The organism is Paraburkholderia acidisoli (assembly GCF_009789675.1).
Taxonomy (GTDB): domain Bacteria; phylum Pseudomonadota; class Gammaproteobacteria; order Burkholderiales; family Burkholderiaceae; genus Paraburkholderia; species Paraburkholderia acidisoli.
The window spans coordinates 1,146,861-1,170,102 of sequence record NZ_CP046915.1 but is presented as its reverse complement, the minus strand read 5'-3'; the positions used below and the strand labels follow the sequence as shown (position 1 = coordinate 1,170,102).

At 67.4% G+C, this 23,242-nt stretch carries 19 protein-coding genes; 6 read left to right on the top strand and 13 right to left on the bottom strand.

Annotation, left to right across the window (positions count from 1 at the left end):
• Positions 1–142: 142 nt before the first annotated feature.
• From FAZ98_RS27410 to FAZ98_RS27390, 5 genes are all read right to left on the bottom strand, one after another.
• The gene (locus FAZ98_RS27410; RefSeq protein WP_158955954.1) at positions 143–1,795 is read right to left on the bottom strand and encodes an ankyrin repeat domain-containing protein; all 1,653 of its coding nucleotides are present in this window, start codon (positions 1,793–1,795) and stop codon (positions 143–145) included.
• 224 nt (positions 1,796–2,019) lie between these two features.
• Positions 2,020–3,168 (bottom strand): MFS transporter, encoded by a 1,149-nt coding sequence (locus FAZ98_RS27405; protein ID WP_158955952.1) that lies wholly within the window; start codon positions 3,166–3,168, stop codon positions 2,020–2,022.
• A gap of 52 nt (positions 3,169–3,220) precedes the next feature.
• On the bottom strand, positions 3,221–4,003 hold the full coding sequence (locus FAZ98_RS27400; protein WP_158955950.1) for a DeoR/GlpR family DNA-binding transcription regulator: 783 nt from the start codon (positions 4,001–4,003) through the stop codon (positions 3,221–3,223).
• 104 nt (positions 4,004–4,107) lie between these two features.
• On the bottom strand, positions 4,108–4,326 hold the full coding sequence (locus FAZ98_RS27395) for a DUF3717 domain-containing protein (protein WP_158955948.1): 219 nt from the start codon (positions 4,324–4,326) through the stop codon (positions 4,108–4,110).
• 28 nt (positions 4,327–4,354) lie between these two features.
• Positions 4,355–5,527, bottom strand: coding sequence for a citrate synthase family protein (locus FAZ98_RS27390; protein WP_325072570.1), 1,173 nt, complete (start codon positions 5,525–5,527; stop codon positions 4,355–4,357).
• Between the two features lie 137 nt (positions 5,528–5,664).
• Here FAZ98_RS27390 and FAZ98_RS27385 point away from each other — a divergent pair, with 137 nt between their 5' ends.
• Both FAZ98_RS27385 and FAZ98_RS27380 read left to right on the top strand, forming a co-directional pair.
• A complete protein-coding gene (locus FAZ98_RS27385; RefSeq protein ID WP_158955946.1) occupies positions 5,665–7,026 on the top strand; it encodes an MFS transporter in 1,362 nt (453 codons plus the stop codon).
• Positions 7,027–7,102: 76 nt separating this feature from the next.
• Positions 7,103–8,086 (top strand): 2-hydroxyacid dehydrogenase, encoded by a 984-nt coding sequence (locus tag FAZ98_RS27380; protein WP_158955944.1) that lies wholly within the window; start codon positions 7,103–7,105, stop codon positions 8,084–8,086.
• A gap of 79 nt (positions 8,087–8,165) precedes the next feature.
• On the opposite strand, the gene FAZ98_RS27375 is transcribed toward FAZ98_RS27380, so the two are convergent.
• Together FAZ98_RS27375 and FAZ98_RS27370 are read right to left on the bottom strand one after the other, a co-directional pair.
• Positions 8,166–9,488 carry an MFS transporter gene (locus FAZ98_RS27375; RefSeq protein WP_233272861.1) on the bottom strand — a complete coding sequence of 441 codons (1,323 nt, stop codon included), beginning with the start codon at positions 9,486–9,488 and terminating at the stop codon, positions 8,166–8,168.
• A 62-nt stretch (positions 9,489–9,550) separates the two neighbouring features.
• On the bottom strand, positions 9,551–10,690 hold the full coding sequence (locus FAZ98_RS27370) for an Ldh family oxidoreductase (RefSeq protein WP_158955942.1): 1,140 nt from the start codon (positions 10,688–10,690) through the stop codon (positions 9,551–9,553).
• Between the two features lie 123 nt (positions 10,691–10,813).
• On the opposite strand from FAZ98_RS27370, the gene FAZ98_RS27365 reads away from it, so the two are divergent.
• Positions 10,814–11,719, top strand: coding sequence for a LysR family transcriptional regulator (locus FAZ98_RS27365; RefSeq protein WP_158955940.1), 906 nt, complete (start codon positions 10,814–10,816; stop codon positions 11,717–11,719).
• A gap of 173 nt (positions 11,720–11,892) precedes the next feature.
• Positions 11,893–12,648: an SDR family NAD(P)-dependent oxidoreductase gene (locus FAZ98_RS27360; protein ID WP_158955938.1), complete on the top strand. Its 756-nt coding sequence runs from the start codon at positions 11,893–11,895 to the stop codon at positions 12,646–12,648.
• A gap of 45 nt (positions 12,649–12,693) precedes the next feature.
• On the opposite strand, the gene FAZ98_RS27355 is transcribed toward FAZ98_RS27360, so the two are convergent.
• The 6 genes from FAZ98_RS27355 to araD all read right to left on the bottom strand — a co-directional run bounded on the left by FAZ98_RS27355 (position 12,694) and on the right by araD (position 20,958).
• On the bottom strand, positions 12,694–13,824 hold the full coding sequence (locus tag FAZ98_RS27355) for a LacI family DNA-binding transcriptional regulator (protein ID WP_158955936.1): 1,131 nt from the start codon (positions 13,822–13,824) through the stop codon (positions 12,694–12,696).
• A gap of 75 nt (positions 13,825–13,899) precedes the next feature.
• A complete protein-coding gene (locus tag FAZ98_RS27350; protein WP_158955934.1) occupies positions 13,900–15,489 on the bottom strand; it encodes an aldehyde dehydrogenase (NADP(+)) in 1,590 nt (529 codons plus the stop codon).
• Positions 15,490–15,519: 30 nt separating this feature from the next.
• Entirely contained in the window at positions 15,520–16,716 is a 1,197-nt protein-coding gene (locus FAZ98_RS27345) for a porin (RefSeq protein WP_199272421.1), read from the bottom strand.
• A gap of 253 nt (positions 16,717–16,969) precedes the next feature.
• On the bottom strand, positions 16,970–18,253 hold the full coding sequence (locus FAZ98_RS27340; RefSeq protein WP_199272459.1) for an MFS transporter: 1,284 nt from the start codon (positions 18,251–18,253) through the stop codon (positions 16,970–16,972).
• Positions 18,254–18,377: 124 nt separating this feature from the next.
• Positions 18,378–19,130, bottom strand: coding sequence for a ribonuclease activity regulator RraA (locus tag FAZ98_RS27335; protein ID WP_158955930.1), 753 nt, complete (start codon positions 19,128–19,130; stop codon positions 18,378–18,380).
• 25 nt (positions 19,131–19,155) lie between these two features.
• The gene (gene araD, locus FAZ98_RS27330) at positions 19,156–20,958 is read right to left on the bottom strand and encodes an L-arabinonate dehydratase (protein ID WP_158955928.1); all 1,803 of its coding nucleotides are present in this window, start codon (positions 20,956–20,958) and stop codon (positions 19,156–19,158) included.
• Between the two features lie 313 nt (positions 20,959–21,271).
• Between araD and FAZ98_RS27325 the strand changes: the two genes are divergently transcribed.
• Positions 21,272–22,129: a VOC family protein gene (locus tag FAZ98_RS27325; protein WP_158955926.1), complete on the top strand. Its 858-nt coding sequence runs from the start codon at positions 21,272–21,274 to the stop codon at positions 22,127–22,129.
• Entirely contained in the window at positions 22,126–23,229 is a 1,104-nt protein-coding gene (locus FAZ98_RS27320; RefSeq protein ID WP_158955924.1) for a M14 family metallopeptidase, read from the top strand. The genes FAZ98_RS27325 and FAZ98_RS27320 overlap by 4 nt, the downstream gene beginning before the upstream one ends.
• The last annotated feature ends 13 nt before the right edge of the window (positions 23,230–23,242 follow it).

Below are 23,242 nucleotides of genomic sequence, written 5' to 3'. Positions count from 1 at the left end.
CGTATTTGAGCGTTCGAGCATACCGGCTCAACACGGTGACAATTTCGTGGAGTAACGCGCAACAACTGCGAGGCCTTACCAAAATGCAATACGGTAAGGCGATTCCGCTCGCGTGCCCGATCGACATTCGCCGCCGCCGTGTCTACGCGGCGCCGGTTCCCAGCAGCACGTCCGTCACCTCGTCCGAAAAGCGCATCGTTCTGCCGTCGATACGAACGCAGCCGGTCTGCGCGGGATCGCGCTCGACGGCGGGCAAGCCGTGCGCCAGGAGCGCTTCGGCGCAGGCCTTCCAGTCGGGCCGCTCGACGCCGTCCGGCTCGTTGATCGAGGCCCACGAGAGCGTGCCGAGCACGTCGCTGCCGAAGCCCTGCAACGCGCGCCAGGTCGCGCCGTGCGCGAGCAGAAACGCGCTCAGCGCGGCATCGCCGCGAAACACCGCGTGATTGAGCGCCGAGGCGTCCCAGTCGCCGCCGCGTGCCTCCACGGGCCAGCCCAGTTCGACCATGACCTTGACCGCATCGGTCGAACCCCAGGCGGCGGCGTCGGGCAACAGCCGCAGCCGCGCGTGCGGCAGCGCGCCCGGCAGATCCGGGCGCGCTGCCTGAAGCGCGCGTGCCGCGACGACGTCGGCGCGGGCGCACGCTGCCACGAACGCGTCTTCGGCATCCAGCGCCTCCGCCGCGCCCGCCGCGCGCAATGCTTCCGCCACGTCGACCTGCCCCGTCTGCATGGCCAGCCGCCAGGCGCTCACGCCATCCGGTGTCTTCGCCATGGGATCGGCGCCGGCCGCGAGCAACGCGGCGATATGCCGGACCGAACAGCGCACGGCGATCGCGCGCAATAGCGGCGCGCCCCACGTCTTCGCCACTTCGCCGCGCCCCGGTTCGTTGGGATCGCCGCCATGCGCGAGCAAGAGTTCGAGCGCGGTCGCGTCGGCCATATCGAGCGCACGGCGCAACGCGTTCGTGCCGCTCACGCGCGCGCCGCGCTCGAGCAGCACGCGCGTAACCACCGGGTTCTCGAGCGAGTGATAGAGCGACTCGTTGTCGTTGGGGTCGGCGCCCGCGTCCAGCAGCATCGCCGTGAGCTGCGGATCGCGATTGACGCCCGCGGCGCCGTAGAGCGCGGGAAGCGGTCCGGCCTCGTCTGGTTGGGCGAGCGAAGCCGGCGGGTAGCGATTGCCGATGCGCTGGTTCGGATCGGCGCCCGCGTCGAGCAACAGGCGCGCGCACTCGCGCAGACGTTCGGCGTACCCGGCGAGCTGACCGAGGCGCGAATGCGTGACGGCCACGAGCGGCGGCAGATTCAGCGGACCACCCGCGCGGTTCACCCAGGCGGGATCGGCGTGCAGGGCGCGCTCCACGCTCTCGCGATGTCCGGCCGCGCACGCCACCCAGACATCGGCCGCTAGCAGTTCGGGACGATCGCGCAGCAATTGCGCGGCCACGCGCGGGCGCGCCGCATCGTAACGCCCGGTGACGTCGCCGCCATAAGCGAGATCGAGCCAGCGGCGCGCGAGTGGCGAGGTCGCGTGCCGCGCGACGGTCTGCGCGTCGACATGATCGTTGAGTTCGGTCCACGACACGAAACCGTATTCGCGCGCGACGCAAGACTGCGCGTCGTGCAGCCGCAAATCGAGCGCGATGACTTCTTCGTGGGTACGCTGCGCGGCGGCGGGCAGCGCGCCGATGAAACGGGCGACGGCGTGCGCGTCGCCCTCGCGATAGCGGCGCAAGAGTTCCTTGGCCTGCTTCTTTAGGTGATCGGAATGGGCGTTGGGTGGCAGCGTTTTCATGAGCATCCTCGTGCAGTCATGGCCGAAGGTCCGCAATACCGGCAGCACAAAGGATGAGCGAAACGTGCATGATCGCGACAGGTGGGTTCAACCCTTTCCGCGGACCCGGAAGCGGCCTGCACCGCTATAGCGAATGCTAGGTCACGGCCTGTGCGATCGTCAACCTCGGCGAGCGCCCTCGCGGTACGGCACGGTCCGTTGCGAACCCGCGTGTGTCGGTCCGGCTAGCGTTTGGCCGTTACCCAGCGCGCGCAGCACGGCACGAGGAACATCAGCACGGCGAGCATCCAGAACGCGTTCGGCAGGCCCACGCCGTTCGCGACGAAGCCCACGCCCGCCGGGCCGACGAGGTTGCCCGCGTAACCGGTCGTCGTGACGGCCGCGACCGCGAGCGCCGCGGGCATCGCGCGTTGCGAGCCGGCGCGGCGGAACAGCACCGGCACGACATTGGACGCGCCGAGCCCGATCAGCAGGAAGCCGGCCATGGCCACGAGCGCGACGGGCGCGATCAGCAGGACGACGAAACCGGCCGTGGCAAGCAGGCCGCCCCAGAACATCATCGCGCGGTCGCCCACGCGCGCTGTCAGCGCGTCGCCGCCGAAGCGCCCTGCCGTCATCGCGATCGAGAACAGCATGTAGCCGAGACCGCCATGCGCGGCCGCCACGAGCCCCGTGCCGGTGATGAGCAACGCGCTCCAGTCGAGCAACGCCCCTTCGACGAGAAACGTGATGGCCGTGAGCGCCGCCAGCACGAGCACGATACCGCGCGGCGCGACGAACAGCGGCCCCTCGTTCGCCTCGGCCGTTTCGATGAGCCGCGAACGCGCGAGCAGCGTGGCGACGAGCATGAGCGCGGCGCACAGCAGCGTGCTCGCGAGCGCGCTCACGTGCAGCGAAAGCAGGAAGGTCATGAAGGTCGAGCCCGCGAATCCGCCCACGCTGAAGAGCGCGTGGAAGCCCGACATCAGCGGCCGGGCTTCGCGGCGCTCGACTTCGATCGCGTGGATATTCATCGCCACATCGAGCGAACCCAGCGACGCGCCGAACGCGAGCAACGCCAGCCCCAGCGCGAGCGGCGTGCTCACCACGCTCAGGCACGGCAGGATCACGGCGAGCCCGCAGCCGCCCGCGACGATGATCGGCTTGCTGCCGTAGCGCGCGCTGAGCGCGCCGGTGAGCATCATGGCAACGACGGAGCCAAGGCCGATGCACAACAGCAGCATGCCGAGCACGCCGTCGCCAACGCCCAGCCGCGCTTTTGCGAACGGCACGAGCGGCGCCCAGCATGCCACGCCGAATCCGGCTACGAGAAACGCGAGCCGCGTGGCGAGGCGCGCCGCCGAAAGAGGGGGCGTGGTGACTACGGTTTGCATGGTGCATTCACTCCGCGTTGGCTGGTTGTGCTGATGCTTTGCGTGGACACGTTCATGCCTGCGCCGGCGCTTCGGCCCGCAACAGCGAAACGCCTGCCTTCGACAAGGCGGCGCGCTCCGTGCGCGGCATATCCTGCTCCACGATCAGACACGCAATGCCCTTGAGCGTAGCGACGCGATGCGCCGCGCGCGTGCCGAACTTGTCGTTGAGCGCGAGCACCACGCTGTGCGCGCTGGCTTCGAGCACGGCGCGCTTGAACAGGGCGTCGGCGAAACCGAATACGCTGATGCCCTCTTTGGGCGAGATCGCGCACGAGCCGATAAAACAGCGGTCGATGTTCAACTGCGCAACACTCTGCACGGCTTTCGCGTCGACACTGCCGCCCACCGCCGCGTCCACCGCGCCGCCGATCATGATGAGTTGCAGATCGGGACGGCGCAGCACGGCCGCGGCGATGTCGATGGAATTGGTCGCCACGGCGAGGTCGGCGTCTTCGGGCAACAGGTCGACGAGCGCGAGATTGGTACTGCCGCTGTCGAGAAACAGCAGTTCACCCGGCTCGATCAGCGGCACCGCCGCGCGCGCGAGTGCCGCCTTGCGCTCGCGCGCGAGATCCATGCGCGCCGCCATGGGCGCGGAGGCGGGCGTAATGGGCAATGCGCCGCCGTAGACGCGGCGGCAGCGGCCTTCGGCGGCGAGCGCGCGCAGATCGCGGCGAATCGCGTCTTCGGAAACCGCGAATTCGAGCGCGAGCGCGGCGGCGACTACCGCATTGCCTTCGGCGAGGCGGCTGGCAATTTCGTCGCGCCGCGCGAGTGGGGGGTCATCGTTCATGCACGCATGATAACGTGCATGAACAAGAAATGTAAACGTGCATGAACGTGCACGTTTAGTGTGGCACGCTTAGGGTGAACTGGGTGACTACCGCGGCGATCCGCCTACTCCGCCCCCGCCAACGCTTCCGCCTGCTCGCGGCTCAACGCCGCCCGCGCAACACTCGTTTTCCCGCTATAGATCATCAACCCGTAGACATCGGCCAGCGCTCTCGCCGGTGCGCACAGCGACGGATTTTGCGCATCCGCGGGGCAGCGTTCGCGCCAGAAGTTGATGGCGGCTTCGATCTGCGCGATCGACACCGGTTCGGACTGCGCATTCATCGCGTGCTCTCCTCGAAAAGGCATCCACTCACTCCGCCACGCCCGGTCCCACGTAATTCGCGCGCGGCCGCAGCAGACTGCCGCTCACGATCTGCTCGATCGCATGCGCCATCCACCCGACGCTGCGCCCGATCGCGAACAACGCGAACACGGCGTCGTGCGGCAACGCGCAGCGCATGGCCAGCGCCATCAAGGCAATGTCGATGGTGGGCGCAAGGCCTTCGGTGGCCCGGACATGGTCGATCAACGCCCGCACCGTATCCGGCACGTCGAACGCCGCGAGCAACGCCGCCGCGCGCGGATCGCCCTGCGGATACAGCGCGTGACCGAAGCCCGGCAGCACGCCGTGCTTCGCTTTCCAGCGCGCGATACCCGCTTCCACGCCCGGTTCGTCCACCTCCAGCAGCAATGCCCGCACCCGCGAAGCCGCATCGCCATGCAGCGGCCCCGAAAGCGTCGCCAGTCCCGCGAGCATGCACGCGCCGAGCGACGCGCCCGTGGAAGCCGCCACGCGCGCCGCGAACGCCGACGTCGTCAGTTCCTGATCCGCGAGCAACACGAGCGCCTGGCGCAGCAAACCGGCGTGCGTTTCACAGCGCCACGCCTTGGCGATACGCACGTGCAGCGCACCGTCTTCATCGCCCAACGCGACGAAACCGCTCGCGAGACGGCTCACGAGGCGCGCCGCTTCGGCATTCAGTTGCGCGAGATCCATCGTGCCGCCCGGCGCGGCGTCGCTGGCCGCCAGCGCGATCGACGCATAGGCCCGCGCGCGCATCGAGGCGCCGGCCGGCAGCGGCACGGCATCGCGCACCGTCGAAAAAACCGGCACGCACTCGCAGTCCCACAGCAGGCGCGCGACCTCTTCGAAGCTGGCCCCGGCCGCCAGCCCAATCGCATCGCGCCCGCGGTAATAGAGCCGCCCGCGCACGATGGTCGAAAGATGCGTGTTGATGATCGGCTCGCCCCACGCCATCGTGCTCGCGGCGATGGTCTTGCGCGCGCGCCCCACGTCGCGCTGTTTCATGAGCGCCGCGACATCCGCGGCGCGATACAGCTTGCGGCTCACGTGCTCGGGGTCCCAGCGCACCTCGATGCGCCCGCGGCTCACGTAGGCGTAGAGCGTCTGCTTGCGCACGCCCAGCGCATGGCACGCCTCCTCCTGTGTCATCCAGTTTTGCACGTTGATTGTCTCAATCAAGGTTGACGCCCTTGGCGGGCGCGCGTCAAATTCAGGCAGTGCCGATTCCAACAATCATAGCGCCGCCGCCCGTCGACCGTTTCCAAGGCTGTTTTCAACGGTTTGCCGGGCAGCAGGACGCACCATGGAGACAATCGATGTCCACGCAAAGAACGAGCAGTTATCTCGCCGCCGACGCCACCCGCGTCACGCGCACCCGCTATTCGATTCTCGCCGCGATCCTGCTGCTCGCGACCGTCGCCTACGCCGACCGCGCGATCCTCTCGATCGCCGGTCCCGGCCTCGCGAAGGAATTCGGGCTCAACCACGTGCAGCTCGGCTACGTGCTCTCGGCGTTCAGTTGGGCCTATGTGGTCGGGCAGATTCCGGGCGGCCTGCTGCTCGACCGGCTCGGCACCAAGACCATGTACGGCGCGACGCTCGTCCTGTGGTCGATCGCGACGATCCTTGTCGGGTTTGTCGGCCACGTCACCACCGACCTGTCGATGGCGCTCGGCCTTCTGTTCGCGCTGCGTTTCGCGCTCGGCCTGATCGAAGCGCCCAGCTTTCCGGCCAACAGCCGCGTCACGGTGATGTGGTTCCCCAAGGAAGAACGCGGTCTCGCGACCTCGCTGTTCGCCTCCGCATCGTATTTCGCGGTGGCGATCTTCTCGCCGCTCGCAGGCTGGCTCACCGGCAAGTTCGGCTGGCCCGCGCCGTTCTTCGCGCTCGGGCTGATCGGCATCGCTTCGGCGGGCGTGTGGGCCGTGGTGATGCACGAGCCGCGCAAGCATCCGCGCGTGTCGCAGGCGGAACTCGACTGGCTCGTCTCGCGCGGCGCGATGGTCGACATCGACGCGAAACACGAACGGCTCGCGCGCCCCGCCATCTCCGGCAAAACGCTGCGCCTGCTGCTCAGCAACCGCATGTTGTGGTGCTCGTATATCGGCCAATATTGCGTGATCGCGCTGAGCTACTTCTTCATCACGTGGTTCCCCATCTATCTCGTGCAGGCGCGCGGCATGGACATCCTGCACGCCGGTCTCGCGACCATGCTGCCCGCCATCTCGGGCTTTCTGGGCGGCATCGCGGGCGGCGCGATTTCGGACTGGCTGATCCGCCGCGGCTGGAGCGTGTCGTGGGCGCGCAAGACGCCGTATATCGTCGGTATGGCCGTGGGTTGCGGCATCGTGTTCTCCGCGTTCACGGAAAGCAACACGGCGATCGTGCTGCTCATGACGCTCGCGTTCTTCGGCAAGGGCGCGGCGGCCGGCGCGGGCACGTGGGCCATCGCGAGCGACACCGCGCCGCGCGAAGCCGTGGGTCTTGCCGGCGCGATCTTCAACTGCATCGGCAATATTGGCGGTATCGTCACGCCCATCGCCTTCGGCTATATCGTGCAAGCCACGGGCGGCTATACCGCCGGGCTGTATTTTGTCGCGGCACACTGCCTCGTGGCGGCCATCGTCTACCTCGTGTTCATGGGCCGCATCGAGCGCGTGGAGCTGAACCGCGGTTGAGCGCAAACGCGCGCCACGCGCCATGGCATCCCCGTATTCAGGCATCGAACGTAAAAAAACGGAACTCCGATTCATCATGTCGAAACCCATCATTCTCAACGCGGCCGAACTGCCCGCGCGCACCCAGGCCGAACTCGCGTCGCTCTTCACGGTACTCGACCTGCCGAAGCACACCGACGAAGCGCGCGCGTTTCTCGCGCAGCACGGCGCCGCCGTGCGCGGCATCGCGCTGCGCAAGACGAAGATCGACGCGGCCTTTCTCGACGCCCTGCCCGCGCTCGAAATCATCGCGAGCTATAGCGCGGGCCTCGACAATCTCGACGTGCAGAGCGCGAAGGCACGCGGCATCCGCATCGAAAATTCCTCGCACATTCTGGCCGAAGACGTCGCGAACACGGCTATCGGTCTCGCGCTCGCGCTCACGCGCGACATCGTCAAAGCGGATACCTACGTGCGTTCGGGCAACTGGGCCACGCACGGCGCGCTGCCGCTCGGCCGCTCGATCTCGCGCATGAAGGTCGGCATCGTGGGGCTCGGCACGATCGGCGCGGCCATCGCGAAGCGCCTGCGCGCGTTCGGCTCGCAGCTCGCGTATTACGGCCCGAATCGCAAGTCCGTGGACCTGCCGTATTACGACGACGTCACACGTCTCGCCGCCGACAGCGACTTGCTGATCCTCACCTGCCCGCTCACGCCGCAAACGCATCATCTGGTCGATGCGAAGGTGATCGACGCGCTCGGCCCCAACGGTTTTCTCGTCAACATCGCGCGCGGTCCCGTGGTGGATGAAGCAGCGCTGATCGAAGCGCTGAACACGCAGCGCATCGCGGGCGCCGCGCTGGACGTGTTCGAGCACGAGCCGCAGGTGCCGGCGGCGTTGATCGCGAATCCGCGCGTGGTGCTCACGCCGCATATCGGCTCGGCGACCGAGGAAACGCGCACGGCCATGGCCGACAATGTCGTGGACGTGCTGGCGAGTCACTTCGGTATCGTCGGGCCGCGTAGTGTGGCGGCGCTGGCGGCCCATGCCGACGCCGACAAAGCCGTCGCCGCGCTGTAACGCCACGCCTCGGCAAGCGAAAAGCGCCGCAAATGCGGCGCTTTTTTGTTGGCGCAAAACGCGCTCGCTCAGGCAACGATCATTCGAGCTTCAACCGCTCGATCTTGCCCAGCACCAGCGTGTAGCACACCACGCCCAGCAACGCGACGATCGCGCAGAAGCCCAGCGCCCATTCGAACGAACCGGTCTTTTGCACGATAAAGCCGATCGTGATCGGCGTGATGATGCCCGCCAGATTGCTCGCGAAACTCGCAATGCTGCCCGTCATGCCCACGAGCTCGTGCGGCGCGATCTCCGAGACCACGACCCACGTGGTGGACGACATGCCCTGCGCGAAGAAGGCCACGCACAGAATGGCGATGACGAGACTGTTCGACGCCGTGAAGTTCGCCAGCACGATCGTGCCCGTGAACAGCAGGCCGATCACCATCGGCGTCTTGCGCGCGGCGCTCACGCTCACGCCGCGCGCGATCATCGTGTCGCCCCACCAGCCGCCGAACATAACGCCCGCCGCCGCCGCGAGATAAGGGCCGATAGCGGCCGCGCCCGCGTGCAGCATGCTCATGCCGCGCGCCTGCATCAAATAAGTGGGAAACCACGTGAGGAAGAAGTACAGCGTGGTGGTGGCCGCGAGTTTGCCGATGCACACGCCCCAGATCTGGCGATGTTTCAGCAGCTTCCAGCACAAGTCCCAGCGGAAGCGCTCGCTCTTGCCGGTGCGCTCCACCACCGCGCCGCCCGCGCGGATGTAGTCGAGTTCGGCTTCGTTGGCGAGGCGGCTTTGCGCGGGCTCGCGATACGCGAGGAACCATACCGCGGCCCACACGAGCCCGAGCAGGCCCGAGATCGCGAACACGCCGCGCCAGCCCCACTGCGTCGCCACGTAGAACTCCACGGGCGTGAGAAAGGCGGTGCCCACGTACACGCCCATCGAACACACGCTGCCCGCCACGCCGCGCTCGCGCTGCGGGAACCACGACGTGGCGACCTTGTTGTTGGCGGGAAACGCGGGCGCTTCGGCCGCGCCCACGCCGAAGCGCAGGCCGAACAGCGAAGCGAAACCGCCCGCGAAGCTCTGCACGGCCGTCATGACGGACCATGCCGCGAGACACCAGCCGTAGGTGAGCCGCGTGCCGAAGCGGTCGAGCAGATAGCCGCCCGGCAGCGTGGCCAGCGCGAACGCCCACGAGAACGCCGAGAACAGCACGCCCATCGCGACCGGACTCAGCGCGAACTCCTTCGCGATCTGCGGCGCGACCACCGACATGTTGGTGCGGTCCAGATAATTGACGATGGTGCCCACGAATACGAGCCCCAACATTGTCCATCGCGCCCGCGTGCGCCGGTGCGCGAGCACGAGTTTGCCGTGCCCGAGCGCGTCGGCGGGCAGATCGTTCTTCATCGTTTGTCTCCGTGTTGTTAGCTATGCTTATGATTTACGACGATGGGTGCCGCCAGCGAAGCTCAGTCGACCGGCGCAGCGTCCACGCCCAGACGTTGCGCCCATGCGCGCAGCGCCGTGACCGTAGGCGCGGGCAAGCTCACGCCGTCGCGCAAGTGCTTCGCGATGTTGCGCGACGCCTGTTCGCCGGGCAGACGCACAGGCCGCGCCGGATCGACGGGCGCATTCGCGTGACAGCGATCGACGAAGAAGTCCATTTGCGCGCGCGCCTCGTCGCTGCCCGCGAACGCGGCCGGATCGATGAGTTGCAGCCAGACATTGGCGCCCCAGCGCGTAGGTGCGTCGCGGCGGCCGAAACCGGCCAGGCCTTGCGTGAGCGCTTCCACCATCAGCGCGAGACCGAAGCCCTTGTGGCCCGCTTCCTCGCCGCCGAGCAGCATCAGGCTGCCGCGGTCGTGGCTGCGCTCCATCACGGCGGCGTCGCGGGTCGGCTGGCCGTGTTCGTCGAGCAGCCACGCGTGCTCGAACGGTTGGCCGGCGGCGGCCTTCTGGCGCGTCATGGAGACGGTCGTGAGCGACGCGCAGGTGTCCACGAGCACCGGAAAATGCGAGGTCGGAAACGCGAACGCGAACGGGTTCGGACTGAACAGCCCTTCTTTGCCGCCGAACGGCGCGACCACTTTCGTATGCGGTCCCGAGGAGGCGATCATCGCGTAGTAGCCGCGGTCGGTGGCCTGCTTCGCGATGGCCGCGAGACAGCCGATATGGTGACTGCGCCGCATCGCGAACGAAAACACGCCGTGCTCGGGCAACCGCTCAAAGCCCAGTTCGAGCGCGCGTTGCATGAGCCACAAGCCGGGCCGGTAGCCGCCGTCCCACACCACCGTCGCGCCGGTGTCGCGCACGGTTTCGGGTTCGCCATCGCCGGTCATGCGGCCGTTGACGAGTTCGTCGAGATACGCGGGGCACTGCGCGAGGCCGTGCGTGCCGCGGCCCATCATGTCGGTGAGCAGCAGGAGGTCGGCGACGCTCGCGGCTTTGCCGGCGTCCATGCCCGCGGCCGTGAACAGGCGCGTCGCAAGCGCGGCCAGCGCGCGCGGGTCGTGGCGGCGCGGCGCGGCGTTATCGGCAGACGAATCGACTGACGAATGCGCGGCGGAATGGGCGCTGGCGGTTGCGGGGAAAGTAGCGGCGAGATTCATCGAGACAAAAAACTCCAGGTTCACGCGCCGCGGATTGGCCCGCGACGGTCTCACCTAGCGTAGAGGTCTCGTTCGATACCCGAAAGACTTGCGCGGGCATCGGTTGATACTTATTCTGTATCAATGGTCACGCTCGCCCAACTTCGCTGCTTTCTTGCCGTCGTCGACGAAATGAATTTTCGCCGCGCCGCCGACCGGCTGAACATGACGCAGCCGCCGCTCACGCGGCAAATCCAGGCGCTCGAACACGCGATCGGCGCGCCACTGTTCGACCGCAGCGCGCGCGCCGTCAAGCTCACGGCGGCCGGTCACGCGTTCGCGCGCTCGGCGCGTCGCATCCTCGCGCAAACCGGCGACGCCGTGCTCGACGCGCGCCGCATCGCGGCCGGCGACGCGGGCTCGCTCACCATCGCGTTCACGGCCGCCTCGAGCTACGTGTTCCTGCCGCGCTTCGTCGCGCTGCTGCGCGCGTGCATGCCCGAGGTGTCGCTCACGCTGCGCGAGATGAATTCGGCGCAGCAGTTGATCGCGTTGCGCGCCGAGCAGATCGACATGGGTTTGTCGCGGCCGCCCATCATCGAGCCGGGCGTGGCGTCACTGCGCGTCTATCGCGAGCCGCTGAGTGTGGTGCTGCCGCACACGCACGCGCTGGCCGCGCACGACACGCTTGCACTCGAAGACCTCGCGGGGCAGAACTTCATCACGTATCCGCCCGTGGAAGGCGTGTATTTCCACAGCCTCATCACCGGGCTGCTGCATGCCAAAGGCGTGACGGTCGCGCAAACCCAGCACGTCACGCAAACGCATTCGATCCTCGCGCTCGTGGGTGCCGGTTTGGGCGTGGCGCTGGTGCCGCGTTCGGCCGAGCGCGTGCGTTTCGCCGATGTGGTGTTCAAGCGCCTGCGTGGCGTGGACGACGTGACCGCCGATCTGCTGCTCGCGTGGCGCACGCCCGGCGACAATCCCGCCTGCGCGAGTGCCGTGGAGCACGTGGTGGCGGCGCTGCGCGACCCGCGTTGGCTCGCTTGAGCGCAGGTCGTTGCGATCGCAACGAGACGGGCGGCACAACATCCGGGGCAAAATACGGCGACGTTGAGAAAAACGCATGCTCGTCGTGCAAAAAGATCGCGCAACCCGAGTGTCGGTCCGTCACTCCGCGCTTTTTATAATCGCGCTTCCTCATCTCGCAGGGAGTCGCAATCATGTTCGATCTCGCAGGCAAAGTGGCCATCGTCACGGGCGGCACGAGCGGCATTGGGTTGGGCATCGCCAAAGGCCTGCTGCAAGCGCGTGCACGCGTCGCGCTGATCGGCCGCGACGAAGCGCGCGGCGCAAAAGCGCTCGCTCAACTCGACGCCGCGCACAACGCGATCTACGTGCAGGCCGACATCGCCCTCGCCGAATCGTGCACGCGCATGGTCGAACGCGTGGAGCAGGTGTTCGGCCGCGTGGATATTCTGGTGAACAACGCGGGCATGAACCTCCGCCATCACGCGCAAGACTATACGCATGCGCAGTGGCATCAGATCGTCGATACGAATTTGAGCAGCGCGTTCTATTGCGCGCAGGCCGCGTTTCCCGCCTTCGGGCGCGCGGGTGGCGGCAAGATCCTCAACATCGGCTCGATGCTGTCACTGTTCGGCACGACGCACGGCGCGGCTTACGCGGCCAGCAAAGGCGGCATCGTGCAACTCGGGCGCGCGCTGGCCGTGGAATGGGCGCCGCACAACATTCAGGTCAATACGCTCCTGCCCGGCTGGATCGAAACCGAATTGACGGCCGAAGCGAAGCAGCTGTTTCCCGATCTCGAAGCGGGCATTCTGGCGCGCACGCCGCAATCGCGCTGGGGACGTCCCGCCGATCTCGCGGGCATTGCCGTGGCGCTCTGTTCGGGCGCGTGCGACTTCATTACCGGCACGGCCATTCCCGTGGATGGCGGCTACTCGGTGCAAGGCTGATCGATGTGAAGCATCGATTCGCGAACGCGAACGAGCCCACGACAATCAGGTCGATTCGCGCGCGAGCACCGTAAAGCCCACGTCGATCACGCGATGTTCGTGGTGCTCGCCGCGCGCGCTCTCGCCGTTCAGGCGATCGAGCAGAAAACGCGCGGCACTCACGCCGATACGCGTGCCGTCCACGCGCACCGTGGTGAGTTGCGGCGCGGTTTCGGTGGCGAACTCCAGGTCGCCGAAGCCGCAAATCTTCAGTTGCCCCGGCACGTCGAGCGCGAGTTGACGCGCCGCGCCGAGCGCACCGATCGCCAGCAGGTCGGAGCCGCAGAACACGGCGTCGGTGCCCGGCGCGCGCGCGAGCAAGTCGGGCAAGGCGCGCTTGCCCACGGCCACCGAACTGGGCGGCGCGACGATCTCCTCGGCCACCGCCACGATGCCCGCCTGCGCGAGCCGCTCGCGAAATCCGGCGCGGCGCGCGAGCGCGCGCGCGTCGTTCGCGGAGATCAACGCGGGACGCCGCGCCCCGCGCTCGAGAAAGTGCTGCGCGACCGCCGCGCCAATCTCGTAGTGCGAGAAACCCACCAGCATGTCGATGGGCGTTGCCGTGGTGTCCCACGTTTCGACCACGGGAATGCCGACGTTCGCGAGCCGCTCGCGCAGCGAATCCGTGTGCGCGACGCCCGTGAGCAACACGCCTTCGGGGCGCCGGCTCAGCACGGTATCGAGCAGGCTTTCCTCGCTGGACGCGCTATAGCCGCTCAGCGCGAGCAGCACTTCGTAGCCCGCGCGCGACAGCGTCTCGCTGAACACCTGGATGGTCTCCGAGAACAGCGAGTGCGCGATGGTCGGCACGATGGCCGCCACGAGCCGCGAGCGCGACGACGACAAACCGCCCGCCAGCCGGTTCGGCACGTAGCCGAGTTTCTGCACGACCTGACGCACGCGTTCGAGCGTTTCCGGCGCCACCGACTCGGGGCTGTTGAACACGCGCGACACGGTAATGGGCGAGACGCCCGCCTGCGCCGCCACGTCGGTGATACGCAAGCCTTTCGGGCCGCCGCGCGTGCGCTTCGGACGCGCAGCCGTCTCCACACCGGCGTCTGGATTGGCGTCCGCGCGGGTACCAGCGTGGCTGCCAGTTTTATCGGCGGTCGATGCGGTGGATTTGGCGGTCGGCATGAATGTGTGCGAGGGAGAAGGCCTGAGCTGGCATTGTACTGAATCGCCCTGCTCCGGCCTTCGTCCCTTTAACGATCAACGCGTGAGTTCGCCGTCCTGCAAACGCCAGACGCCGAGCGGATTGCCGTCGCGCAACGCCTCGGGCACGAGCGCGGCCGGCAAGTCCTGGTAGCACACCGGCCGCAGGAAGCGTTCGATCGCGCTCGCCCCCACCGAGGTCACGCGGCTGTCCGAGGTCGCCGGGAACGGGCCGCCGTGCACCATCGCGTACGAGACTTCCACGCCGGTCGGATAACCGTTGGCGAGCACGCGGCCGGCCTTGCGTTCGAGCACCGGCAGCAACGCGCGCGCGAGGTCGAGATCGGCGGCATCGGTTTCATCCAGATGCAGCGTGGCCGTGAGCTGGCCTTCGAGCTTGCGCGCCACTTGCAGCAGTTCGTCGGCGTTCCGGCAGCGAATCACGGTCGATGCCGGGCCGAACACTTCGTCGTTGAGCGCGGCGTTGGCGAGGAACGTGTGCGCGTCGGTCACGAACAGCGCCGCGCAGGCCTGCGACGGACCGCTGCCGGCCTCGCCGCGCGCCGCCAGCGCCACGCCGTCCTGCGCCTGCAAATGCGCGAGCCCGCTTTCGTACGCCGCGTGAATGCCGGGCGTGAGCATGGTTTGCGCGGCCTTCGCGCGCAACGCCGCGCTCGCGCCTTCGATGAAGGCCGCGAGCGGCGCGCCGTCGATCGCGATCACGAGACCCGGATTCGTGCAGAACTGGCCCGCGCCGAGCACGAGCGAATCGACGAAACCGCGCGCCATGGCGTCGGTACGCGCGGCCAATGCGGCGGGCAGCGCGAACAGCGGGTTGATGCTGCTCATTTCCGCGTAAACCGGAATGGGTTCGGGGCGCGCGGCGGCCACGCGCATCAGCGAGAGACCGCCGTTGCGCGAGCCCGTGAAGCCCACCGCCTTGATCGACGGATGCGCCGCCAGCGCCGCGCCGATCGTGCCGCCTTCGCCGTGGATCAGCGAGAACGTGCCCTCGGGCAGCCCGCATTGCGCGACGGCGGCCTGCACCGCGCGCCCGACCAGTTCCGAAGTGCCGAGGTGCGCGCGATGCGCCTTCACGATCACCGGGCAACCCGCCGCGAACGCCGACGCCGTGTCGCCGCCCGCCACGGAAAACGCCAGCGGAAAATTGCTCGCGCCGAACACCGCGACCGGTCCGAGCGGAATCTTCTGCATGCGCAGATCCGCGCGCGGCAACGGCTTGCGTTCGGGCAGCGGCGAGTCGAGCGTGGCGTCGAGCCAGCGGCCGTCGCGCACGATCTGCGCGAACAGCTTGAGCTGGCCGATGGTGCGGCCGCGCTCGCCCTCGAGACGCGCTTTCGGCAGGCCCGTTTCGGCGTGCGCGCGTTCGATCAGCGCGTCGCCGAGCGCTGCGATGCCTTCGGCGATCGCTTCGAGAAAGGCCGCCCGCGTGGCGAGCGGCGCGGCGCGAAACGGGTCGAACGCGGCTTCCGCCAGCGCGCAGGCGCGCTCGACGGCTTCGGCCTCGCCGCTCGCGAACACGGGCTCGGCAAGCGCCGCGCCCGTCGAAGGATCGATGGCCTGCAACGCGCGGCCGGTGCCGCGCACGAGAGATTGGCCTAGCAACAGGTCGCCGGTGATGGGCATCGACATAACTCCTTTAGGTATCCAGATGAATTAGAAACGGTGACGCAAGCCCACGTGCACGGTGGCCTGGCTGCTGCTGGTGGAAGCCGTGAGACCGTTGATCGCGGCCACGGCCGGCTGGTTGCGCGAGTCCGTGCCCGAGGCGTGCTGATACACGCCCATGATGTACACGTCGGTGCGCTTCGAGAGCAGGTAATCGGCGCTCAGCGCGCCCTGGTGATACGTCGCGCCGCCGTTCTGGCCGGTCGCGGAGGACACGCTGCTGCCCTTCATGTAGTCGTAGGCGGCCGTCATCGAGAATGCGGGCGTGAACTGGTACTGCACGTTGACTTCGGCGTTGTTGAAGTGCGCCGAACCGCGATAGCCCGAAGGATTCACGCCCGACTCGGCCGTATCGCCCAGATGCGTGAACTGGATGTTCGACCACGTCGCGCCCAGCGTGGCCGCGCCGATGCGGTACGCGCCGCCCGCCGCGATCACCTGGTAGGTGCGCGCGGAAGCAAAGCCGCTGTACACCGGCGAGGCGATATTGGCCGCGCCCGTGCTCGGCGCGCTCGTGCTGCTGTTGCCGAAGAAGCTGATGTTCGGGTTGCGCACGTTCATATACGCGGCCGCCAGCGAGAACGGGCCGTGCTCGTAGCCCGCGCCGAGCGAGTAGGTCTGGTTGCGCGTGAATTCGCCGGCCACGCCGCCCAGGCTGTACATGCCGCCGAAATGCAGGCCCGAGTAATTCGCGCTCTCGTACTTGATGGAATTGTTGGTGCGATAGCCGTTGTTGAAATTGTCGATGTCGCCGGGATGCGCCGCCACGTAGCCGCCACCGAAGGCGCGATCCGCGAACACGCCCACGTAGTCCACCACGTCGTCGTACTGGCGCCCGAGCGTGACCGTGCCCACGTGCGCATCCGCAAGCCCGACGAACGCGCGGCGGCCGAACAGCAAGCCGCCTTGCGTGAACTTGCCGCTGCTCGCGTCGAAGCCGCTTTCGAGCAGGAAGATCGCCTTGAGTCCGCCGCCCAGGTCTTCGCTGCCGCGCAGACCCCAGCGGCTGCCCTGCAGCACGCCGCCCGCCATGCTCCACTGGTTGTGGCCGCCCGCGTTGCTCGTGTAGCTGATGCCCTGATCGATCACGCCGAACAGCGTGACGGTGCTCTGCGCGTGCGCCGCGCCCGCCGCGGCCAGACCCAGCAAACCAACGGGAATCATGCGAATGGTGGTCTTCTTCACTACGTGTCTCCAAGGGATGAAATAAAGGCGGTTGTCTTCGAACCGCTGAGGGCTGCGAGCGCCGCTTTTCTTGTGGCGCGATGGTAGCGTTATCATTCACGGGCGGGAAAATCGCATCGACATGACGACGATGCGGAAAACCGCGGGCGGGAAAGAAAGAACGACGACAAGCGACGCTACTGAGCGCCACAATCAGCGACGCAGATAAGCGACGCTAATGAGCGACGAAAAAAAGACGAAAACCCGATGCGTGTCAGTGCGCGTTATGCGGCAGCGCCGAATCGTCGGCGCGTTGCGGTTCGCGCTGGCCGCGCCGCAGGATCAGCAGCGTGACGACCGCGAAGATCACCATGCAGCACGACGGCACCAGCATCGGCGCGCGCGTGCTACCGGTGACCTGCTTCACGAAGGGCACGAGATTCTGCGCGATGAAGCCGCCGATATTGCCGAGCGAGTTGATCGCCGCGATGCCCGCCGCCGCACGCGCGCCGTGCAGGAACTTCGAGGGAATGGTCCAGAAGCACGGAATCAGCAGATAGAGGCAAGGCGCGCCGAAACACAGCGCGGCGAAGCGCAACCCGTGACTGGGCAGAAATACCGAGGACAGAAAGAACACCATGCCGAGCAGCGACGAAACCAGCATCGCGACGACCGCGCGATTGCCCTTGCGCAGCCGCGAGGGCAACGTGGCCAGCACGATGGTCGCCATCAGCCACGGAATGATGTTGAGCAGACCGTTGGTCGTGTTGCTCACGCCGAAGCCCTTCACGAGCGTGGGCAGCCAGTAGCTCACGCCGTACACGGAAATCGACAGCATCATGTAATAGAACGCCATGCCCAGCACGCGCGGTTCCGTGAGCACGCTCAGGAACGAACCGTGACGCGCGGCGCTGCGCGCCTGGGTGCTTTCCGCCGTGAGCGTATTCACGAGCCAGCGCTTCTCGCCCTCGTTGAGGAAGGTGGCCTGCTGCGGCGACTTCGGCAGCAGATACAGCACGACGAACGTCAGCAGTACCGAAGGAATGCCCGTGACCACGAACACGAGTTGCCAGCCTTGCAGACCGAGCAGCCCGCCCTTGTCGAGCAGATAGCCGCAAATGGGCGCGCCCACCATGTTGCCGAGGCTGCTGCCCACGGTGAAATAGCCGAGCATGCGCACGCGATGCCGCTGCGGAAACCACAGCGTGAGGTAGTAGATCACGCCCGGATACAGCCCCGCCTCGGAGGCGCCCAGCAAAAAGCGCAGCGCATAGAACATCGTGGCGTTCTGCGTGAAGGCGAGCAGGATCGTGACCACGCCCCACGTGAACATGATGCGCGCCATCCAGCGCGGCGCGCCGTACTTGTGCAGCAGCACGTTGCTCGGAATCTCGAAGATCAGATAGCCGATGAAAAACAGCGACGCGCCCAGCCCGTACGCGACTTCCGAGAGCCCGAGACTGCCGAGCATCTGCAGCTTCGCGAAGCTGATGTTGGAGCGGTCGATATACGCGACCAGATAGAGTACGCCGAGCAGCGGCATCAGCCGCCAGCCCATGCGATTGATCAGACGCGATTCGTCGATCGTCGCTGCATTGACATCGTTCACACTGTCTCCTGCGCCCGCGTGATGCGCGGGCTTTCTTGTCTGTTGAAGGCGCTGGCGCGGTTCGCCGCGCGGGTTACTTGCCCTGCTGCGCGCGCCACTCGCGATACGCCGCGAGCGTTTCCTCGTTCGGCGGATACGTGCCGCGCAGCGGGCGGCCTTCGTCGATGCGCTGCGTGATGAATTCCTCCATCAGTTCCTGCTCGGCCGCGTCGCGCGCGACTTCCTCGGCCATTTCGCGCGGCACGATCACCACGCCGTCCACGTCCGCGACCACGATATCGCCAGGATACACGGGCACGCCGCCGCAGGCGATCGGCACATTGATATCCACGGCGTGATGCTTCGCGAGATTGAGCGGCGCACTCGCGCCCGTGCACCAGAGCGGCAGGCCGAGCCCGGAGATCGTACCGCTGTCGCGCACGGGGCCATCGGAAACCATGCCCGCCACGCCGCGCTTCGCGAGCCGCAGCGCCAGTATCGAGCCCACGGAAGCCACGCTCTGCTCGCCGCGGCAATCCTGCACCAGCACGCTGCCCGCCGGCGCGGATTCCACGGCCTTGCGCTGCGGATGGTCGGGGTCCTGGAACACACCCACGTGATCGAGGTCTTCGCGCGCCGGAATGTTGCGCAGCGTGAACGCCGGGCCGACCAGATTCGGCACGCCCGGCGCGGGCTTCACGAGCGGCCCGACGCCCTGCAGGAACACGTTGCGCAGGCCGCGCTTGAAGAGTTGCGTGGTAAGCGTCGCGGTGCTGACGTGGCGCAGTTGTTCGAGCGCGGCGTCGCTGACGTTGACGTGTTGGGTATCGTGGGTCGATGCGGTCATGATGGGGTTTATCGGCGGAATACGGTTAGTGGATTTCGGGTTCGGTGCTCGGCTTGCTCGACGTAACCTGCGCGCCTTGCGCACTGTGCGCCTGTCCTTGCGCGCTCTCCTGCGAGCCGCATGTCGATGGCGTTTCGAGGAAATCGAAATCGCAGCCCTTGTTCGCCTGCGTCACGTGCATCTGGTGCATCACGCCGAAACCGCGCTCGAACGGCCGCTTCGGCGGCACCCACGCGGCCTTGCGCGCGGCGAGTTCCTCGTCGCTCACCGCCAGATGCAGGCGGCGCGCGTCCACGTCCAGTTCGACGATATCGCCGTCTTTCACGAGCGCGAGCGGACCGCCCACGAACGACTCGGGCGCCACGTGCAGCACGCATGCGCCGTAGCTCGTGCCGCTCATGCGCGCGTCGGAAATGCGCAGCATGTCGCGCACGCCTTCCTTCAGCAGCTTTTGCGGAATCGGCAACTGGCCCCACTCGGGCATGCCGGGCGCGCCCACCGGACCCGCGTGCTGGAGCACGATCACCGAGTCCGCCGTCACGTCGAGGTCGTCGCTGTCGATGCGCGCGGCCATGTCGCTGTAGTCCTTGAACACGACCGCGGGCCCGCGATGCTTGCGCAGATGTTGCTCCATCGCCGCGGGCTTGATGACGGCGCCGTCCGGCGCGAGATTGCCGGTGAGCACGGCGAGGCCGTCGCGCGCGACGAGCGGATTGGCGCGCGTGCGGATCACGTCGTCGTTATAGATTTCGGCGCCCGCGATGTTCTCGCCGAGCGTCTGCCCGTTGACGGTCATCTGCGTGCCGTCGATCAGTTCGCCCAGTTCGACCAGCAGCGCGCGCAGCCCGCCCGCGTAATAGAAGTCTTCCATCAGATACTGACCGGCCGGGCGGATGTTGCCGAGCACCGGCGTGATGCGCGCGAGTTCGTCGAAGCGCGCCGTGGTCAGGTTGATGCCCGCGCGCCGCGCCACGGCCACGAGGTGCACGATGGCGTTGGTCGAACCCGACATCGCCAGCACCGTGGTCACGGCGTTGTCGAACGACTTCGCGGTGAGAATGTCCGAGAGCTTCTGGTCGGTCCAGACCATTTCCACAATGCGCTGGCCCGTGAGCGCCGCGAACTGCGCGTGGCGCGAGTCGGCGGCGGGAATCGACGAAAAACCGGGCAGCGTGAGGCCCAGCGACTCGGCCGCGCTCGTCATGGTCGAGGCCGTGCCCATGGTCATGCAATGGCCCGGCGAGCGCGCGATGCCGCTCTCGATGCCCTTCCACTCGTCTTCGGTGATCTTGCCCGCGCGCAGTTCGGCCCAGTACTTCCAGGTGTCCGAACCGCTGCCGAGCGTGCGGCCGTTCCAGTTGCCGCGCAGCATCGGCCCGGCGGGCAAGTAGATGGCGGGCAGATTCATGCTGATGGCGCCCATCAGCAAGCCCGGCGTGGTCTTGTCGCAGCCGCCCATCAGCACGCAGCCGTCGAACGGGTAGGACTTCAGCACTTCTTCCGTCTCCATCGCGAGCAGGTTGCGATAGAGCATGGTGGTGGGCTTCTGAAACGGCTCGGCGAGCGTGGAGACGGGCATTTCCACGGGAAAGCCGCCCGCCGCCCAGATGCCGCGCTTCACCTCTTCCACGCGCTGCTTGAAGTGCGTGTGGCAGGAATTGATCTCGCTCCACGTGTTGAGCACGGCGATGACCGGCTTGCCCATGTACTCGGACGAGTGGTAGCCCATTTGCGCCGTGCGCGAGCGATGACCGAACGAACGGAGGTCGTTGACGCCATACCAGCGGTAACTGCGCAACTCTTCAGGCTTTTTACGGGGAGAGGACACTATCGCTCCTTCACGATGGTAGCGTTATCATGTGAGACGGATGGTAACGCTATCATCGGCAAATCAGTACCTGGGGCAAACACGGATAAACGGGCGGCCCAAATGCCGGGAGCCAGGTGCACGCGCGCCGGGAGCCAGGTGCACGCGCCGCGCGTGAGCTGCTCACGTTCATGCAAAACGCGCAGAGCAAAGCAAAAACGGTTGGTTGGGATTGCGCGTTCCGGTCCTTAGACTTTTTAGCGGTTTTCCCTCTTACGGAATCGCGACGGTCCACGCGGCGTGCATTCCGCCCTGCACCCGGAGATCTGCTGCAATGAGTCGCCTTCCCGCGCCTGTCCTCGACCACGTGGTCGTCAACGTCAAACACCAGCTCGACGACGCGGCCGCCGTCTATCGCCAACTCGGCTTCGCGCTGACCGAGCGCGGCCATCACTCGCTCGGTTCGAGCAACCACCTCGCGATCTTTGGCGAGAACTATCTGGAACTGCTCGGCTTCGAGACCGGCAAGACCGCCAGCCGGCCCGATATCGTCGATGCGCCGCCCGGGCTTTCCGGCCTCGTGTTCAAGACCGACGACTCGCTCGCGCTGCACGAAGCGATCGGCGCGCGCGGCCTGGCCGTCGAGCCGCCCGCCGAATTCTTCCGCCCCGTGAAGCTGCCCGGCGGCGCGCAGGACGCGCGTTTTCGCACCGTGCGGCTGGGCGCGGAACTCGTGCGCAACGGCCGCACGTTCTTCTGCCATCACTTCACGCCCGAACTCGTGTGGCGCGACGAGGATCGCCAGCATCCGAACGGCGTCACGGAGATCGTCGGCTTCGTGGTGGCGTCGCCCGAGCCGCAAACCGTGGCCGATCTTTACGAGCGGCTGTTCGGGCCCGGCGTGATCGACACCGTGGGCGCCGCGCATTACCGCCTGCGTGCGGGCCGCGCGAACGTCGAGTTCGTCACGCCCGCCGAGGCCGAGCGCCGCTACGGCGCGGTCGCCTCCACGAACGACGGCAGCGAGCGTTATGTGGCGCTCGACCTGCAAGTGCGCTCGCTCGCGGCGTTGCGCGCGCTTTTTGCCCGCAACGGCGTGCCCTTCGTCGAGACCGCCGAAGGCGCCGTGCGCGTGGCGGCTTCGCACGCGGCCGGCGTGGCGCTGCGCTTTCAGGAAGGCGGTGCCGCGTGAGCGAAGCCGCAGCCTTCTGGCATTATTTCGCCCCCGACTACGCGGCGGCCCGCGAACGCTTCATTCAGGCGGCGCAACGCGCGCACGCCGAAGTCGTCACTTATACGCACCCGCATGCGCACGGTCCGAACGGCGCGCCGCTCGCGATCGACGTGGCGCGCATCGGCCCGCAACACGCGTCCAGGCAATTGCTCGCGATCAGCGGCACGCATGGGCTCGAAGGCGCGGCGGGGTCGGCGCTGCAAGTCGCGTGGCTCGACACGGCCGCGCAGGCTTTGCCCGCCGACGTGGCCGTGACGCTCGTGCACGCGCTCAACCCGTACGGCTTCGCGCACGCCTCGCGCACGACCGAGAACAACGTCGACCTGAACCGCAATTTCGTCGATTTCGACGTGCCACGCCCCGTCAATCCGCACTACGACGCGCTGCACGGCTGGCTGATTCCCGAGCGCTGGGACCGCGACACGCTCGCGGCCGCCAAAGCGGCCACCGACCGCTTTCGCGACGCGCATGGCGCCGACACGCTCTTCAACACGCTTGCGAGCGGCCAGTACACGCACGCCGACGGCCTCATCTACGGCGGCAGTCAGCGCGAATGGTCGAACCTGACGCTCGAACGCATCGTCGCCACGCATCTCGCGCAGGCCGAGCGCGTGGCGCTGATCGACTGGCACACGGGCATTGGCGAATACGGCCAGCCGTTCTTTCTGTGCTTCAACGCCGAAGGCAGCGCGTTGCAGCAACGCGCTGCGCAATGGTGGGGCGAAGACCGCGTGCTCGATCAGCGCCCGCACGGACTCGCGCGGCCCGACTATCGCGGACTCGTGTTTCGCGGCGTGGAGCGCTTTCTGGGCGGCCGGCCGATGGCGGGCGCCGTGGTCGAGTTCGGCACGCGCGGCCCGAATGCGAGCCTCGCCTCGCGGCTCGATCAATGGCTGCGCTTTCGCGCGCCGCAAGCGCCCGACGTGGAACGCGACACGCAACTGCGCGCCGATCTGATCGACGCGTTCGTGCCGTTTTCGTCGCTGTGGCGCGAGAGCGTCGTGACGCACGGTCTCGCCATCACGGCGCAAACGCTGGACGGACTCGCACGCTGGTAAATCGCATGGCGTG